The organism is Streptomyces sp. NPDC037301 (assembly GCF_055602785.1).
The window spans coordinates 23337-39369 of record NZ_JBVJWD010000054.1; the positions used below are offsets into that span (position 1 = coordinate 23337).

At 72.0% G+C, this 16033-nt stretch carries 13 protein-coding genes and 3 pseudogenes; 6 read left to right on the forward strand and 10 right to left on the reverse strand.

From position 1 onward, the window contains the following. The first annotated feature begins 110 nt into the window (after positions 1-110). Genes ACZ7IB_RS41545 through ACZ7IB_RS41560 form a run of 4 tightly spaced genes read left to right on the forward strand, consistent with a single transcriptional unit; the run spans position 111 to position 6154 of the window. Positions 111-1478, forward strand: a complete 1368-nt coding sequence (locus tag ACZ7IB_RS41545) for a cytochrome ubiquinol oxidase subunit I (protein ID WP_470919945.1) — start codon at positions 111-113, stop codon at positions 1476-1478. Continuing rightward, positions 1471-2733, forward strand: a complete 1263-nt coding sequence (locus ACZ7IB_RS41550; RefSeq protein WP_470919947.1) for a cytochrome d ubiquinol oxidase subunit II — start codon at positions 1471-1473, stop codon at positions 2731-2733. The genes ACZ7IB_RS41545 and ACZ7IB_RS41550 overlap by 8 nt, the downstream gene beginning before the upstream one ends. Further along, positions 2730-4466: an ABC transporter ATP-binding protein/permease gene (locus tag ACZ7IB_RS41555; protein ID WP_470919949.1), complete on the forward strand. Its 1737-nt coding sequence runs from the start codon at positions 2730-2732 to the stop codon at positions 4464-4466. The genes ACZ7IB_RS41550 and ACZ7IB_RS41555 overlap by 4 nt, the downstream gene beginning before the upstream one ends. Continuing rightward, positions 4463-6154, forward strand: coding sequence for an ATP-binding cassette domain-containing protein (locus tag ACZ7IB_RS41560; protein WP_470919951.1), 1692 nt, complete (start codon positions 4463-4465; stop codon positions 6152-6154). The genes ACZ7IB_RS41555 and ACZ7IB_RS41560 overlap by 4 nt, the downstream gene beginning before the upstream one ends. Here the strand turns inward: ACZ7IB_RS41560 and ACZ7IB_RS41565 are convergent. Continuing rightward, a pseudogene (locus ACZ7IB_RS41565) lies at positions 6111-6460 on the reverse strand (NAD(P)H-dependent oxidoreductase); the annotation flags it as partial. The gene ACZ7IB_RS41560 and the pseudogene ACZ7IB_RS41565 sit on opposite strands and share 44 nt — an antisense overlap. Positions 6461-6676: 216 nt before the next feature. On the opposite strand from ACZ7IB_RS41565, the gene ACZ7IB_RS41570 reads away from it, so the two are divergent. Both ACZ7IB_RS41570 and ACZ7IB_RS41575 read left to right on the forward strand, forming a co-directional pair. Then, positions 6677-7528, forward strand: coding sequence for an NmrA/HSCARG family protein (locus ACZ7IB_RS41570; protein ID WP_470919952.1), 852 nt, complete (start codon positions 6677-6679; stop codon positions 7526-7528). Positions 7529-7634: 106 nt separating this feature from the next. Continuing rightward, positions 7635-8007, forward strand: a pseudogene (locus tag ACZ7IB_RS41575) (helix-turn-helix domain-containing protein); the annotation flags it as partial. Positions 8008-8048: 41 nt separating this feature from the next. Here ACZ7IB_RS41575 and ACZ7IB_RS41580 read toward each other — a convergent pair. From ACZ7IB_RS41580 to ACZ7IB_RS41620, 9 genes and pseudogenes are all read right to left on the reverse strand, one after another. Continuing rightward, entirely contained in the window at positions 8049-8273 is a 225-nt protein-coding gene (locus ACZ7IB_RS41580; RefSeq protein ID WP_470919953.1) for a hypothetical protein, read from the reverse strand. Next, positions 8273-8860 (reverse strand): NHL repeat-containing protein, encoded by a 588-nt coding sequence (locus ACZ7IB_RS41585; protein ID WP_470919955.1) that lies wholly within the window; start codon positions 8858-8860, stop codon positions 8273-8275. The genes ACZ7IB_RS41580 and ACZ7IB_RS41585 overlap by 1 nt, the downstream gene beginning before the upstream one ends. 422 nt (positions 8861-9282) lie before the next feature. Further along, positions 9283-9489 (reverse strand): hypothetical protein, encoded by a 207-nt coding sequence (locus ACZ7IB_RS41590; RefSeq protein WP_470919956.1) that lies wholly within the window; start codon positions 9487-9489, stop codon positions 9283-9285. Between the two features lie 20 nt (positions 9490-9509). After that, positions 9510-9581, reverse strand: a pseudogene (locus ACZ7IB_RS41595) (DUF5709 domain-containing protein); the annotation flags it as partial. A gap of 11 nt (positions 9582-9592) precedes the next feature. Further along, on the reverse strand, positions 9593-10519 hold the full coding sequence (locus ACZ7IB_RS41600; protein WP_470919957.1) for a glyoxalase: 927 nt from the start codon (positions 10517-10519) through the stop codon (positions 9593-9595). 114 nt (positions 10520-10633) lie between these two features. Further along, on the reverse strand, positions 10634-11605 hold the full coding sequence (locus ACZ7IB_RS41605; RefSeq protein ID WP_470919959.1) for a helix-turn-helix domain-containing protein: 972 nt from the start codon (positions 11603-11605) through the stop codon (positions 10634-10636). Continuing rightward, on the reverse strand, positions 11599-12636 hold the full coding sequence (locus ACZ7IB_RS41610) for an AraC-like ligand-binding domain-containing protein (RefSeq protein WP_470919960.1): 1038 nt from the start codon (positions 12634-12636) through the stop codon (positions 11599-11601). Before ACZ7IB_RS41610 ends, ACZ7IB_RS41605 begins: the two co-directional genes overlap by 7 nt. A 74-nt stretch (positions 12637-12710) precedes the next feature. Continuing rightward, a complete protein-coding gene (locus ACZ7IB_RS41615; protein ID WP_470919961.1) occupies positions 12711-13697 on the reverse strand; it encodes an alpha/beta hydrolase in 987 nt (328 codons plus the stop codon). Between the two features lie 69 nt (positions 13698-13766). Continuing rightward, complete coding sequence (locus ACZ7IB_RS41620) at positions 13767-15827, reverse strand: LuxR C-terminal-related transcriptional regulator (protein ID WP_470919963.1); 2061 nt, start codon at positions 15825-15827, stop codon at positions 13767-13769. Positions 15828-16033: the final 206 nt, after the last annotated feature.

Below are 16033 nucleotides of genomic sequence, written 5' to 3' on the forward strand. Positions count from 1 at the left end.
GGGGGCCGCGCCCCCTTCCGCTCATGCGGTGCGTGTCCCCGCCCCGGGCGCGGTCCGGAGGCCCGGCCCGCGCCTGACGCCCGTCACATCGCTGCTCCCCTGGAGTGCCCATGGCTTCGTCCACCGTCGTCGAACTGTCCCGATGGCAGTTCGCGATCACCGCGATCTTCCATATGACCTTCCCGGCGCTCACCGTCGGGCTCTCCGTGCTGCTCGCAGTCGTCTATACGGTCTACGTGCGCACGGGCAATCCCCTCTACCTGCAGATCTTCCGGTTCTGGAAGAAGATCTTCGCCGTCGGGTTCGGCCTGGGCGTCGTCGCGGGCACGGTGATGACCTTCGAGTTCGGCCTGAACTGGGGCACGTACGCCCACGCGGTGGGTCCGGTCATCGGGGTCACCATCGGCATGGAGGTGATCACGGCCTTCTTCCTGGAAGCGGGTTTCATCGGCCTGATGCTGTACGGGGACGGACGGATCCGCCCGCGCACCATGGCCCTGGCCGGCTGGATGGTCGCCTTCGGAACCCTGCTGTCCACCACCTGGATCCTGTCGGCCAACAGCTGGATGCAGAACCCGGTCGGCTACGAGAAGGTCGACGGCCAGTTCCACGCGAAGGACTGGATCGGCATCCTGCTCAACCCGGCCTTCGCCCACCGCTTCCCGCACATGCTGCTGGCCGTGCTGATCAGCTCCGCCTGGTTCGTCGGCGGCATTTCCGCCTGGTACCTGGTGAAGAAACGGTCCTCCGCCCAGCCCATGGCCCGCCGCTGTCTGTCCATCGCCCTCGGCGTCCTCGGTGTGCTGATGCCGGTGCAGTTGTACGTCGGTGACGGCACCGCCGTCTTCATGGGACAGCACCAGCTGCCCAAGCTGGAGGCGTTCGAGGGCAACTGGAAGAGCGACAGCAACGGCTACAACCTGCTCGTCGTCCCCGACACGGACAAGGGCGAGAACCGGCTGCACGTCGAAATTCCCTACCTCGGCTCGGTCATCGCCCAGGACCTCAGCGGCAGGACGACAACGCCCGGACTGCTGCAGACTCCGCCCGACGAACGCCCCAACATGTGGACCACCTTCTACGGCTTCCGCGCCATGTACTTCACCGCGCTGCTCATGTTCGGCACGGCCTTCGCGGGCGTGGTCCTGCGCATGCGCCGGCGCCTGTACGACTCGCCACGCTTCCTGCGGTGGATGGTGTGGATGACCCCGGCCGGGATCATCGCCATCACCGGCGGCTGGATCGTCGCCGAGACGGGCCGCCAGCCCTGGGTCGTCTACGGTCAGTTGCGCACCGCTGACGCGGTCTCCCACCTCAGCACACCCGAAGTCGCCGCCACACTCGCCGGCTTCGTCCTGCTCTACGTCACCCTGCTGGCCATCTGGGCCCGCTACATCGTCCGTACGGTCAAGGCCGGCCCCGAGGCACTGCCCACCGGCCCCGCTTCGCCCGACGTCCCGGAGGCCCTCGTTGCTTGAGTACGCCGCTTACGCCCTGGTCCTCTTCTCGCTCGGCATGTACGTCGTCCTCGACGGCTACGACCTCGGCGTGGGGATGCTCAGTCTGGCGGCCGGGCCCGAGCGCCGGCGGGAATACGGCGAGATCGTCGCCACCGCCTGGGACGCCAACGAGAGCTGGCTCATCCTGGTCGGCGTGGTCCTGTGGGCCGGCCTGCCCGGCGCCTACGCCGTGGTGCTGCCCGGCGTCTATCTGCCGCTGATCGTCATGCTGGTCTCGATCATCCTGCGCGGACTGGGCCTGGAGATGCACAGCGCAGCAGGCCGCTACGGGCGGGGCTGGGCGCTGCTGTTCGGCGGGGCCTCGCTCGCGGCCACCGTGTGCCAGGGCCTCGTCCTCGGTGCCGTGCTCACCGGCCCGCAGCAGCGGGACGGAGCCTTCCACGGCGGGGCCTTCGACTGGCTCAGCCTCTACGGTGTGCTGTGCGCCCTCGGTCTGGTCGTCGTGTACCTGCTGGCCGGGGCCGCCTGGCTGCAGGACAGGACCGAAGGGTGGTCGCGGTCGGGGGTCCGGCGCACCGGACGGTCCCTGCTGCTGGCCGCCGTGGTCATGGCGCTCGCGCTGAGCCTGCTGCTGCCGGGCGCCGACCCGCAGCAGTTTCATCCGGGCCAGCCGGTACGGGCCGTGCTGTTCTGGCTCGCGGTGGGGGTCGCCGCCGTGGCCGGCGCCGTCGCCTGGCACGGCTTCGGCCGCAGCCCCGACTGGCGGCCGTTCGCGGCCGTGGCCACCATGACCGCCAGTGGGCTCCTGGGACTCGCCGCCGTCTCCCTGCCGGTGGTCGTGCCGCCCGGCCTGACCGTCCATCAGGCAGCGAGCCCACACTCCTCCCAGCTGTTCCTGGTCCTCGGCGTCGGCCTGTGCATGCCGTTCGTCCTCGCCTACAACATCTACGCGTGGCGAAGTTTCCGCGGCAAGTACAGCGATCCGGTGGAGGACCCCGCACCGCCGTTGCCCGCCCGGGGCCGCTCGCTTCCGGCCGCACCGGCGTCCACCGGCGCACCGCGGACGATCGTGCGACGCGTCCTGCTGACGGTGCTCGGCGTCCTGGCCACCGGCCTCTCCCAGGACGTGTTCGGCGGCGTCTCCCACCTGATCGGACCGATCGGCGTCACGGTGCTGGGCTGCACCGCACTGGCCGCCTGGATCGTCGGCGACCGCCGTGACGGCCGCGCCGGATACTTCGACGCGGACACCGGGGCGGAGACCACCTCGTGAGCGGCACCGCCGTACTGCTGGACGAGCTGGCCGCGGACCGGACCGACGATCCGGCGCCCGCCAGGCTGAAGGCCTGGGCGGCGGTCGCCCGGCCCGAGCTGCGTCGCGCGGGGATCCTGCGCGGCGCGGCCCAGTCGGGCACGGTCCTGTGGGCGGGCGGGCTCTCCTGGGGCGCGCAACGCGGCCTGTCGGCGCTGCACGGCGAGGTGCCCGCGACGGCCCTGGTGCTGCCCGCCCTGCTGACCGCGGCCGGAGTCGCCCTGCGCGCCGGCCTGTTGGCCGCAGGTGACGCGGCAGCCGCCCGTGGCGCCCGCATGGTACGCGAGACGTTGCGCCGCCGGATCGTCGAGACGGCACTGCCCGCCCGCGGACCGGCCCGCACCGACCTGGGCGAGACGGCACCCGACCGGGCCGTCGACGGCGAGGTGGACCAGCTGACCGACTGGCTCACCGGGTACGTGCCCGCACGGACGACCATGCTGCTCGGCAGTGGCCTCGTCCTGGCCGCCATCGCCTGCCGCAGCTGGTTCGTCGCCCTGCTCGTCCTGGCCGCCACTCCGTTGCTCCCGGCCAACCTGAAGGTCATCGGTCTCGGCACACAGGGCGCCGTCCGCGCCCAACTGGCCGGGATCCGCACCCATCAGGCCGGGCTGCTGGACCATCTGCGCGGGCTGCCCACCCTGGTCGGGCTCGGCGCACACGACGAGGCGTCCCGTGCCCTGGAGCGGGACGACCGGGAGGTCGCCCGGCGGACCGAGAAGGTGCTGCGGATCGCCTTTCTGTCGACCGCGTGGGTCGAGCTGCTCATCACCGGCACCCTCGCCGTGGTGGCGACCTACTGCGGCCTGGTCCTGCTCGACTATCTGCACTTGCCCGTCGTCCCGGACCGCATGAGCCTGTCCGCCGCGCTGTTCGTCCTCGTTCTGGTACCCGCCTACTTCGCTCCGGCCCGGGACCTGGCCGCCGGCTACCACGCCCGCGCCCGGGCCGCTGCCGCCGCCGAGCTGCTGGCCCCGTTCCTGGACGCTCCCGAGGAGAAGGACCTGCCGTCGGCCGTGCCGCTCCGGCCGGTCCGAGGCGCGTCGCCTCCCGGGGTACGTCTGGAAGCCGTGACGATCCGTCACCCGGGGCGTACGGCACCTGCTCTGGACCGGGTCGGTGTGGAGCTCGCACCGGCCCGGTGTCTCGCCGTCACCGGACCGAGCGGGGCGGGCAAGTCCACCCTGCTGGCCGTCGCGGCGGGTCTGTCCGCCCCGCACGAGGGACGGGCGCTCCACATGCTGGACGGACGGGCCGTCCCCGCCGATCCCGGCCGGGTCTCCTGGGTGGGCCAGCCGGCGCACCTGCTGCCCGGCACCCTTCGCGAGAACCTTCTCCTGGCCCGGCCCACCGCGAGCGACGACGACCTGCTCGGCGCCATCGCCTCCCTCGGCTTCGAAGACCTTCTGACCGCGCTGCCCCAGGGCCTGGACACGCCGCTCGGCGAACGCGGCACCGGCCTGTCCTCCGGCCAGTCCCAGCAACTGGCGCTGGTCCGGGCGCTGTTGCGGGACGCGCCCCTGCTGTGTCTGGACGAACCCACCGCGCACCTCGACCCGGAGGCGGAAGCGCGGGTCCTGTCGGCGCTGCGGACGCTGGCCCGCGACCGTACGGTCCTGCTCGCCACCCACAGTCCGGCGCTGCTGCCGCTGGCGGACCAGGTCATCACACTGAGGCACGGGAGAGTCCGATGAACGGGAGCGGCGCCTGGCGTCTGCTGCGCATGGCGGCTCCGCGCCGCGCCCTGCTGACCGGCACGCTGCTGGCCATCGCGGCCGAACTCGGCGGTGCCGCACTCCTCGGCGTGTCCGGATGGTTTCTGACGACCTGTGCCGTGGTCACCCTCCAGGCCAACACCACCTGGTCCTGGATGTATCCCTCGGGTGCCGTGCGGACGCTGGCCCTGGCCCGCACCGGACTGCGCTACCTCGAACGCCTGGTCAGCCACCGGACGTTGCTGTCCGCCTCCGTGACGCTGCGCACCCGGCTGGCCCGTGGCGCCGCCCGGCTCACCCCCCGTGAGCTGCGCGGACAACGCGACGGGACACTGCTCGCCCGGCTCACCTCCGACGTGGAGACCGTCGCGGGTCTGCCCGCGAACGTCTGCGCACCGCTCGCGGCGGCCGTCACCACCGCGTGCCTGATCGAGATCCTGCTGCTGTGGGCGATGCCGCTCCTGGGGGCGGCCGAGCTGGTCGTCTGGGCGGCCGGGCTGGTCTGCGCCCGGCGAGCCCACCGCCGCGCGCGAGCCCATCTGGGCACCGCTGCCGAGGCCAGGTCCGAGCTCCGTACCGTGCTGCTCGGCAGCCGGGCCGCCTTCGACGAACTGCGCTGCCTGGACGCCGTACCACAGGCGCGACGGTCGGCGACGACCGCGATGGCGGCTGTCGAATCCGCCGAGTGGGCCGCCGCCCGAGCCGAACGGCTGGGACGTCTGGCGCTGCGCCTGCTGGCCGCCGTCGGCCAGTCGTCGGTGCTGGTGATCGCCCTGTGCGCGGCCCCGGCTCAGCCGGTCGCCTCCGTGGTGGGCGAGGTGCTGCTGATGGCCGCGGGGTGGGAGTTGCTGGAGCGGCTGCCCCGGCTGCTGCACCTGCTGACCCAGGCGGGCGAAGCGGCCGGACGCCTCGCGCCCCTCGCTGCCGAGGAGCCACCCGCGGGTCGGCAGCGGCCGACCTCACACGTCCTGGAAACAGACGGACTGCCGCTTCCCGGCTCGCCTGCAACCCTCTCCACGACCCTGTCCGGCCCCGGCCTGGTGCTGGTCACCGGCCCCAACGGCAGCGGGAAGTCGACGCTGCTCGGACAGCTCGCCGGACGGATACCGGCCCCTGTCGGCACGGTCCTCCTCGGCGGCACACCGGTGCACGAGCTGCCGGCCCGGGTCGTCGCCGAGACGGTCACCCTGGTGGAGGCCGACGACTGGTTGGCCGACGACACGGTGGCGGCCAACCTCCGTCAAGCCGCCCCCTCGGCCGACACCACCACCCTGCGGGCCGTACAGGAAGTGGTCGGTCTCTCCGCGCTGCCGCTCGACACCCCGGTGGGCCCCGGCGGGCGTCTGCTGTCCCAGGGGCAGCGGCGGCGCCTCGCGATCGCACGCGCCGTGTTGCGGCGCCCCCCGGTGCTCCTGCTGGACGAACCCACCGCCGGCCTGGACCGGCCCACCGCCGAGGCGCTGCTGGACGCACTGTTCCGGACACTGCCCGAGACCTCGGTGGTGATCGCGATGCAGGAGCAGGACCTAGGCCTGCCCGCCCGGCCGCCGACCGCGGTCGTCCGCCTCGGGCGAGGCGGGGACGGGGCCGGCGGCGGCTCGGCGGGGCCTGTGGCGGCCGGCCTCAGTCGAAGCAGAGGTCGGACAACTGCCCTTCGAGCGCGGTGACGTCGTCCTCGGGTACCGCTTCGGAGGGACGGGCGGCCGGCTCGCCGCCCGCCCGCCGGACGCGCGCGGGCAGGCCCTCCGTGCAGGCGTCACCGCCCGATCCCCAGTCCTCGGACGCCGCGTACACCGCGGTGGGGACGACAGCCGCCCGCAGGTGGGAGAACAGCGGGCGCCGCGCGTGCTCCAGGACCAGGGAATGGCGGGCTGTGCCTCCGATCGCCGCGATCAGGACCGACTTGCCGGTGAGGGCGTCCGGATCGATCAGTCGAAGAAGAACTTGAACAGCTCGCTGTACGAGGCCGTGAATGCCGAACTGCATGGGCCCCTCTTCTTCCGGCAATCGTGTGCAGTGGGGAACGCCAGGCGCCGGGTGCACGACCGTCGTGACTGTGAGCGCACCGGGACGTGCCCTCCAGTGCCCTGCTCCCGCGCGTCGGCGCCGTGCGCCGTCGTCCGGCACGGATGATGACCACTGGGGCCGGCTGCCGATCCGGTGCCCTCTGCTGGGAGAGGAGTTCTTCGATGGCTGATGAACCGGTATTGGTGCTTGCAGCAACCGGTGGGCAGGGCAGGGCCGTGATCGACGCCCTGCTGGCCCGCGGGGCCCGGATCAGGGCGCTGGTCCGCGACCCCGGTCGCAGTGCCGCGCAGAAACTGGCCGGCCGAGACGTCGACGTGGTGGCGGGTTCCCTGAGCGATCGCGGGTCGCTCGCCGCGGCCATGAAGGGGGTGGCCGGTGTCTTCGCGTTCACCACGCCATTCGAGGCCGGTGTCGAGGCGGAGGTGGGCCAGGGGCGTGCCATCCTCTCCGCCGCGGCGCAGGAGCGCGTCCCGCATCTCGTGTTCAGCTCGGTCGCCGGGGCCGACCAGGACAGCGGCGTACCGCACTTCGAGAGCAAGGCGCGCATCGAGGCGGAACTGACCGCGGGTGATGTGCCGTACACGATCCTGGGACCGACGTACTTCTTCGACAACGCACTCGGCGGAGCGGAACGCATCCTCGACGGTGTTCTCGATCTGCCGCTGCCGCCCGATCGGCCGTTGCAGCAGCTCGCCCGCCCCGACCTCGGCGCGTTCGCGGCGGAAGTGCTGCTCAACCCTGCTCCGTATGTCGGGCGGCGTTTCGAACTGGCCTCCGACGCCCCCACTCCGGCACAGATGGCGGCTGCGCTCGGTGCCGCGCTGGGACGGGAAGTCCGCCATGAGCGCGTACCGCTGACGGCCATCGGCAATCCGGACATGCATGCGATGTGGACGTTCCTGAACGGCCCCGGCTACCGCGTCGACATCCCCGCACTCCACGATGCCCACCCGGAGATCCGCTGGACCGGCTTCGCCGACTGGGCGCAGCGCGCCTGGGCGAGCGCCCGCTGAACCTGCCGTCCGACTACCGGCCCGGATCTCACGAGCACGCCCGTGCGAGCCGGGCCGGTCCGGATCTCTTGCGTTCACGCGATGTGGCGAACTCGCGCCGGAGTCGCTGCTTCGGATCCGGGCGTACATCGACTGGCACCTCGCCGGTCCGGGCCTGACACCGGAGGCCATCGCCCGGGCCCACCACATCGCCGTGCGCTATCTGCACAAGCTGTACCAGCTGAAGAACATCAACGGTCAGCCGGTGGATCCAGCAGCGCCGACTGGAGCAGTGCCGGCGTGCGCTGTCCCGCCGGGAGGCGGCGGGGCTGACCATCGCCGCGGTGGCGCACCGCTGGGGTTTCACGAGTGCCTCCCCCTTCAGCCGGGTGTTCCGGGCCGCTTACGGGGTTTCCCCCGCCGAGTGGCGCAGCTCCGCCGTGCGAGGGCCTCATACGTCTGCCCCGGGTAGCCCGCCCCAGCTACCTCATGCGCGTTGAGCTGCCGCTTTTGCCATGGCGGGACTCCGGAGCGCCGACGTTCACCGGTGCGTGCTAAGGGGAATGCCACGGTGGCGGGGTCGAGCGGATCGCTGTTGGTTGTCCGCGGAGATGGTCTGGAACGTCGCGGCATGGGCATCCGTCAGGGTCCGGCTGGGCGCGCGGAAGACCTCGGCGACGCGCAGCTCCTCGAAGGTCCGGACCGGCACGACCGGGAAGGCGTCGGGGTCGGAATCGTTGGTGCCCGCGGTTGCCTGATCACCCATCACATCGGTTCCTTGCGCCACTTGCCGTGGTCGATGTGGGCCGCGAGTACGTTGGGGTCGCTGTTCGTGAAGTAGGCGCCGCTGGCGATGTACACCGTGCCGCCCCGTACGGTGAGCGCGGTGGGGTTCTGCAGCCCGTCGGCGGCGGTCAGCACGATGCTGTGGCTGCCGTCGGGCCTGACCAGGACGACCTCGTTGCCCTTGTTGATCGCCGCAAGCAGGGTGTCACCGGCGCCGGTGAAGTCGAAGTCGTCGATGTCGACCAGTCCGGTGGCCCCGGTCTCGACGGGCCCGGCGCTGCCGTGGCACGTGAGGGGGATGCGCAGCACGGTGCCCTTGTCCAGGTTGGACACCCAGGCCGCCCCGTTGTAGATCTTGATGCCGTTGGCACCCAGGAATCCGGTGGGCCGCAGCTCGGGGGCGGCGGCCCACCGGGTGGGCGTGCCGCCCGCAGTCGGCACCCGCCAGACGATGCCGAGGGCCGAATCGGCTACATACAGCAAGCCAAGTGCCAGGCCGTTGGGCAGGCCGTCGGCCGGAAGCGCGGCGATGCGCTGCGGGGTGCCCGCGGGGCGCAGGCGCCACACCCCGGTCAGGTCGCTGGTACCCGTGGCGTACAGGAAGTACAGCGTCCCGTCGTGAGTGCGGACGATAGCGCCGAGGAACGGCGAGGTCAGGACCGGGGTGACGGACCCGGCCCGGGGTGCCGGCAGGGTTGCCAGGACGTGCGCCCGGCCGTCGGGGGTGACGGGCGACCTGGCGGGAAAAGGCGAAGGTGACGTCCGCGCTGCCGCCAGGCTCCAGGGCGATGTTCTCCGGTCGCTGCCCGTCGGTCATGTTCAGATGCGCGAGGAAGCGTGCGTCCGAGACCGGGCCGGCAGCGGCGGTCGCCGCGCCGGTGACGTAACCGTGAGGGTCGCCGCCACGGCTGTGCAGGCCGGTCCGTGACCATCGCTTGGCTGCGGACATGGCGGTGTTCCTTTCCGTTGTGAAGACTCGACGTGTGTGCTCAGCCGGCGAACCGCCGGCGTGGTTCGCCGATGCCCTCGATGGAGCCGACCGGTTCGTCGCCAGGGGCGAGCCGACGCTGCGTGGAACGCCCGAGACCGACGCGGGCCGGGGTGCCGGTGAAGACGGAGAAAGGCCTGGAAAGCTGGACGAACGGCTGAGCCGCTACGCTGACGCGGCTCCACGCCGAGATCAGTCTCCACGTCATAGCCGGATTCGGCCCGGCCGGTCCGACGCGTCCAGCAGGCCGGCGTCGTCCTGCATCTCCGAGCCGTCCGGCTGGTAGACGTCGTCCCCCATCGTCCCGTCGGTCACCTGTGACCACTGTCCTGATGCAGGTCGGCCACATAACCGCCGGGGAACTGCGCCATGGCGCTGGAGTGGCCGTCGCCGGTGTACGGGCCCCACAGCACCTTCGCACCCGCCGCCTCGGCCTTCCGCAGTGTCACGACGAGGTCCTTCACCGCGTAACCGGTGGTCTCCCGCCCGAACGGGTAGGGAAGATGGCCGTCGGTGACGCTCACGACCGTGCAGCCGAACGGGGAGCGGATGGCGATCCGGCGATATGTCTCCTTGGGCAGGCCGATGTCACCGCCGTCCGCCGCCCGGCGGTCGGAGACGACACGCCCTCCGGTGAACCGCAGGTAGGAGCCACGGAATCGGCCCACCGAGTCGGGCGTCAGGTAGACGCGGTTGTCCGGCACGGATTCCAGGGGCTTGTACGACGGCGCCGTGGTGTGCCAGTACAGCTGGGCGTTGATGCCGCCCGGGAACTGGACGATCGCGTCCCGCCCGATGGGGTCGTCGAAGGGCGCGACGACCAGTTGCGCCCCGCTCTGCCTGGCCAGTCGGACGCCCTTGTCGAAGTCGCTCATGAGCCAGCCCGTCCGTTCGGCGCCGAACGGGTACGGGGCGGGCGTCCGGAAGTCGAACACGGACAGGTTGCCGACGGGCGACATCACCAGTTCCGACTCGGTCTTGCTGGGCGTCGGCGTGACGGTCGTGAGGATCTTGGCCGTGTGGGTACCGCCGAAGGTCGCGCCCCAGCCGGCGACGAACGCGTCCACCGCTTTGGGGGTGACATAGACGTGCGTGGTGTCGTACTGGGGACCTACCGCCGTGGTCGAAGCCGGCGCAGCGGCCGCCTCGTCCTGAGCCGAGGACGGTGCCCCGGATCCCACCACGCTCAGTGCCACCATGAGGGCGGGCAGCATCCACGCCATCGCTCTGCGCTTCATTTCCGTTCCTTTCCGCAGGAACCGCATACCGCGAAAGGTAGGCGCCGAGCGCGGGAGCGATCATGCCGGCAGCGCCCGGGGTCTTGCCATTCCGGGAACAGTGCCGGCCGCGTGTCAGGTCCCCAGGTGCGCAGCGCGCCACTGCACCGGCGACATCTCATACGTTTCGCGGAACGTCCGGCTGAAGTGGGAGGGGTTGGTGAAACCCCAGCGGGCGGCCATCGCCGCGATCGACGTGTGGGCCGCGCCGGCCCGGGCGAGTTCCTCGCGCGCCGACTCGAGCCGCCTCGTCCGCACCCAGGCGTTGACGGTGGTGCCTTGCAACTGGAAGAGCCGGTGCAGGTAGCGCAGGGAGATGCTGTGCTGGTCGGCGATGCTCTGAGGGGTGAGTCCGGGGTCCTGCAACCGGGCCTGGGCGAATGCCGTGATCCGCTCCCACAGCGCAGGCGCGGGCCGACTGCTGACCTGCTCCAGGGCCAGAATGGCCAGGATCTCCGCCGCGATGCGGGCGAGGTGGTCGCGTCTGGTCGCATGGGTCCGCGTGATCTCGTCGACGAGCCCGCACAGCAGCGGCAGCAGCAAGGCCGCTGCTCCCTCCCCGGCGTCGTCCACCACGGTTGCCGTCAGAGCGGCCAGCTGTCCTTCCTCCAGCCGGAGCAGGGCGCGGGGCACCATGAGGATCCGGGCCCGCTGCCGCGTGGGCAGCACGATCCGGTACGGGCGCCGCGCGTCGTGGAACGCCAGGCTGCCGGGCCGGAGTTCGGCGGTGCGGCCGTCCTGCAACAGCATTGCGGTGCCATCCAGTTGCAGACGTACGAGGATGTGGGTGCTGGGATCTGCGGCCACCGAGCGGGCGCTGCGCAGGATCGTTCCCGGGCCGAACTCCTCGGTGGCGATCTGGAGCGCGCCCAGGCGCTCGGCAGTCAGCTCGCCCACCCACGGACGGCCACCCTCCACGGCGACCTCGAGACCCACGAAGACCTGTGACAGCACGCGTTCCCACGCGGCGGTGCGGTCCCTGGGAGCGAGGCTCCGGGTGGAGAAGGACGCCCCTTGGCCGGGAATAGTCAGTGATCCGGTCAGCACGGCACTTCTCCCGTCCCACGGCTTGCACGCTCCCGGTCGAGCCAGTCCGTGGGAGACAGGCCGAAGGAGCTGTGGAAGGCCCTGCTGAACCGGGCGGGACTGGTGAAGCCCCAGCGTCGCGCGACCTGGCCCAGGCTGACCGATCCCGGTGCCCGTGCGACGAGTTCCCTACGGCACTCGTGCAGCCGCAGCTCGCGGATCCACTGGCACACGGTGGTGTCCTCGGTCTCGAACAGCCGGTGCAGATATCTGACGGAGATGCCATGGGCTTGGGCGACGGCCCGGGGGGTCAGACCGGAGTCCGACAGGTGCCAGCGGATGAAGGTCCTGATCCGCAGCAGCAGGACCCGGTCGGCACCCGGCAGGACGGCGGTATCCTCGCCCAGCCGGTCCGCCGCCGTGGCCGCCATCAGGTCGAGGACACCCTCGGCCAATCGCTCGCCCACCGGCGTCGCGTATGCCTCGGAGGCGTCCGCCAGCCGTTCCAGCAACGGGGTGAGCAGGGCGGGCAAGCCGCCGCTCGGGCGCACGGCCCGCGCGGTGAGCTGCCGCAGATCGGCCTCCGACCGCCCGAGCAGGTTCCGCGGGACCGCGAAGATCTTCAACTGGAAGCGTTCCGGGAACGTCGTACGGAAGGGCCGAACGGTCTCGAAGAACCCGATGTCGCCGGCCCGCAACTCGGTGGTACGGCCGTCCTGTTCGACCTGGGCCCGGCCGCCACTCTGGAGCGCCACGAAGACGTCCCGCCCGTCGCCGCGGGCTATGAAGCGCGGCGACCGGTGGACGCGACCCGGGTCGCACTCCACCGTGGTGATCCGCAGGTTCCCCAGGTGGTCGGTACGCAGGGCCGCGTCATAGGTCGGGCCGTCGGTGGCGATGTCCATCCCCACCAAGGTCGCGAGCACGGCGTCGTGCCAGAAGTCCAGGCTCTCGCGCGGCGGAACCGAGCGCGTGCTCAGCACCTGGGTTCGGCTCGCGCCGGAATCCGGACTCCAGCGTCTCTCCTCGAAGGAGCCGATCACGGTTGGCATGGTCTGAGCATGCTGTAGCCGTACTGGCCGGCGCATCAGTCGGTCGACTGGTCACCGTGCCCGTTCCGCGCCCTTCAGCGCAATCGGGCGCGCAGGAAAGCGCAACCGGTCACCAGAGCTGCCCGGGTGGGCGCGCTGCTGTGCAGGGCGTGCAGCGCCACGAAGTCGTGGATCGTGCCGAGGAACCGTGCGGCCGACGCCTCGACGCCGGCCGCACGCAGGTTGCGCGCGTACTGCTCGCCCTCGTCCCGGACCACGTCGGCCTCGGCGGTGACGACCAGCGCCGGCGGCAGCCCCACCAGGTCCTCTCTCCGCGCCCGCAGCGGTGCGGCGGTGGGCTCGTCCCGCAGGGCCGGGTCCGTGACGTAGCGCGCCCAGTACGCGCGCAGCGCCTGGCGAGTGAGCAGGTATCCGGTGGCGAACTGCCGTTGTGAGGGGCTGTCGCAGCGGGAGTCGGTGAGCGGGTAGTAGAGCAACTGTGCGCTGAACCGTGGCCCGCCCCGGGACTTCGCCAGCATGGTCACCGCGGCGGCCAGCGTGGCCCCCGCGCAGTCGCCCGCCGCGGCCAGCCGGTCCGCGTCCAGGCCGAGTTCGTCGGCCCGGGAGACCGCCCAGGCCAGCAGCGCGTAGCACTCCTCCAGCGCGACGGGATAGCGGGCCTCGGGGGTACGGCTGTACTCGGGGACGACGGCGCACACCCCCGCGCCGTCGACGAGCTCGCTGATGAGGCGGGCGTGGGTCTGCGCCTCGCCGAGCGTCCACCGGCCACCGTGCAGGTACAACAGCGCGGGGAGCGGGCCGGTCGCACCGGCCGGGCGGACGGTCCAGAACCCGACGAGTCCGGAGGGACCGACGCAAGCCACGCGGTAGACCGCTTCCACGTCGAAGTCCTCAAAACGGTCCACCTGGGTCTCCCGCAGCGCCTGCCGAGCCGTCTCCGGCCCGAGGTCGTCGAGGGACGGAGGCGTGGCGGACGCGGCGACGACGCGCTGCACCACGGGGTCGAGGAGGAAGGTCGCGGGGGAGTCACCACCGGCTCGGTCCCCGAAGACTCCCGGCATCACGCACTCCCCTCCGGCTGGGCCGCGCCGCTGGCCGGCAGGTCCGCACGGAACCGGATGGTCTGCGCCTCATCTGTCCTGGAGGAGGTCACGCAGTTGCTGGCGGCGGCTGATGCCGAGCTTCGGGTAGACGTTGTACAGGTGGTAGCCCACGGTACGTGGCGAGAGGAAGAGCTGTTCACCGATCTCACGATTCGAAAGGCCGCGCGCGGCCAGCTGGACGATCTGCCCCTGCTGTGCCGTCAACTCCTCCAGCAGAGCCGCGGTGTCGGGGGTGGGTGCCGCTCCGCTGGCGCGCAGTTCGCGGGCCGCGGCCGCGGCGAGGGCGCCCGCGCCGAGACGTTCGGCGGTTTCCAGCGCGGTGGTCAGCTGCTGACGCGCCTCACGTATCCGGCGGCAGCGCCGCAGCCAGATGCCGTAGTTGAGTCGGACGTGGGCGCGTTCCCAAGGCCACCGGTCCGCCTCGTGGTTGGCCAGGGCGAGGTGGAAGTGCTGCTCGGCGTCCTCGTCCGGGTCGACCAGGGCGGTGGCATGGTGCAGGAGCAGCGTCATCCTGGTGCTCGGGCGATCCCCCTGCTCCGCCCGGACGCGCACCAGGATCGGAACAACCTCGGCCGTGCGCCCGGTGCGTCGGGCCGTGACCGCGAGTTCGGCGACGCTCCGGGGCGACAGGACGGGGTGCGACGGCGAACCGTCGGCGGTGAACAGCTCGCGCAGGTGTCGCCAGGCGCCGTCCCAGTCCCCGAGCGCGATGGAGGCGAGTCCCCGAGCGCGCAGCAGGCGCGCGTGGGTGGCCCGGTTCTCGTTCAGGCAGACGGCGCGCCAGATCGAGGGGGTGAGCCAGGGCTCCGGCGGGACGGTTCCGCGCAGCGCCTGCAGGGCCAGAGCCTGCGCCTCCAGATCCGCCTGGAGGCGTGGCAGGCGCAGCACCGCGGCCTCGGCCGTGGCCTCCCGGACCAAGTCCTCGGCCTCGATGAACCACCCGATGCCCATGAAGGTCTCCGCGAGAGCAAGGACGGTCCAGCCGCGGATACCGAAGGCACGAGCGGTCCTGAGCTGGGCGTCGGCCTCGCGGAACTGCCCGAGACACACGTCCGCCTCGTCCGCGAGGTAGGCCACCGAGAGGACCGCCACGCGGCAGGCCGGCGTGTCCAGACCGTCCAGCGGCGCACCGTGCGGATGACCGAGGCTCGCCGGCAAGCCGGTCGCGGCCTGCGGCCGGACCACCGCGGTGACCAGCGCGTCCAGTGCCTGCTGTGTGTCCGGCCGGTCCAGGCGGCCTCGAAGCCCCGTCACCGAGGGCCGGGGCCGGTCGACACGGTCGGTCTCCCCGGCACAGTCGGTCTTCCGGGCGCGGTCGAGCAGCATGGACAGGCCGGCCCGGTGTTCCGGCAGTCCGGACTGGACGGCAATGCCCGCCGCCACCGCCGTCAACGTGAGCGCGGCGGACCGGCCGACCGCCGGAAAGTGCTCCGCGGCGTTGACCAGGACGTCGAAGGCCTCCCGCTGGGAAGAGCCCAGCGACAGAATCGAGGCCAGGGCACCGGCCGCGACGCAGACGAGTTCCGGATCTCCCGAGTCCTGGACGAACCGGCCGTACAGGTCCCTCACCCAGCCGGGATCCCCCACCGCATGCGCTGCCACCAGAGCTTCGGCCAGGCGACGTGCGCGTTCCCGCCGCTGCGGGCTGAGCCGGGCCGCCTGCTCCAGGGCGCACGCGGTGCCCATCACGTCGCCGTGCCGCCATGCGGAGTCCTCCAGCTCGGCGGCCACGGACTCACTGGGCCGCAAGGTGGCGCCGGCCAGGTGGCGGGCTCTGCTCTCCGGCCGCGTCACGGCCTCGGCGAGGTCCAGATGAGCCTGCTGCCGTTCGCCCGCCGGATGCCGCGAGAACGCGGCCGACCGCGCCAGCGGATGCCGGAAAACGAGGCGGTCCTCCATCAGCGAGACCAGACCAGCCGCCTCCGCCGGCGCCCACACCGCGACGTCGTCGGTGTCCAGGGCGGCCATGAGGACGGCGATGCTCTCCCCCGGCACCGCGGCCGCGGCGTACAGCAGGGCACGTCCCGTCTCGGGGGGCAGCGCGTCGAGTCGCGCCGCGAAGGCGTGTGCCATCAGCGGGCGTCGCACCGGAGCACCGTCGGCACCTCCCGCTCGGAAGGGCGTGGGCATACGGCGGCTCAGTTCCACGAGGGCCAAGGGGTTGCCTTCGGCTTCCTCCAGGATCTCCAGCCTGCGCCGAACGGGTGGGGCCCCCAGCTGTCCCGGCCGTAACGCCGCGGCCGCGAGGGGGTTCCAGGGGAGCAGAGGCAAAGTCTCCATCCTCTGGGGCAAGG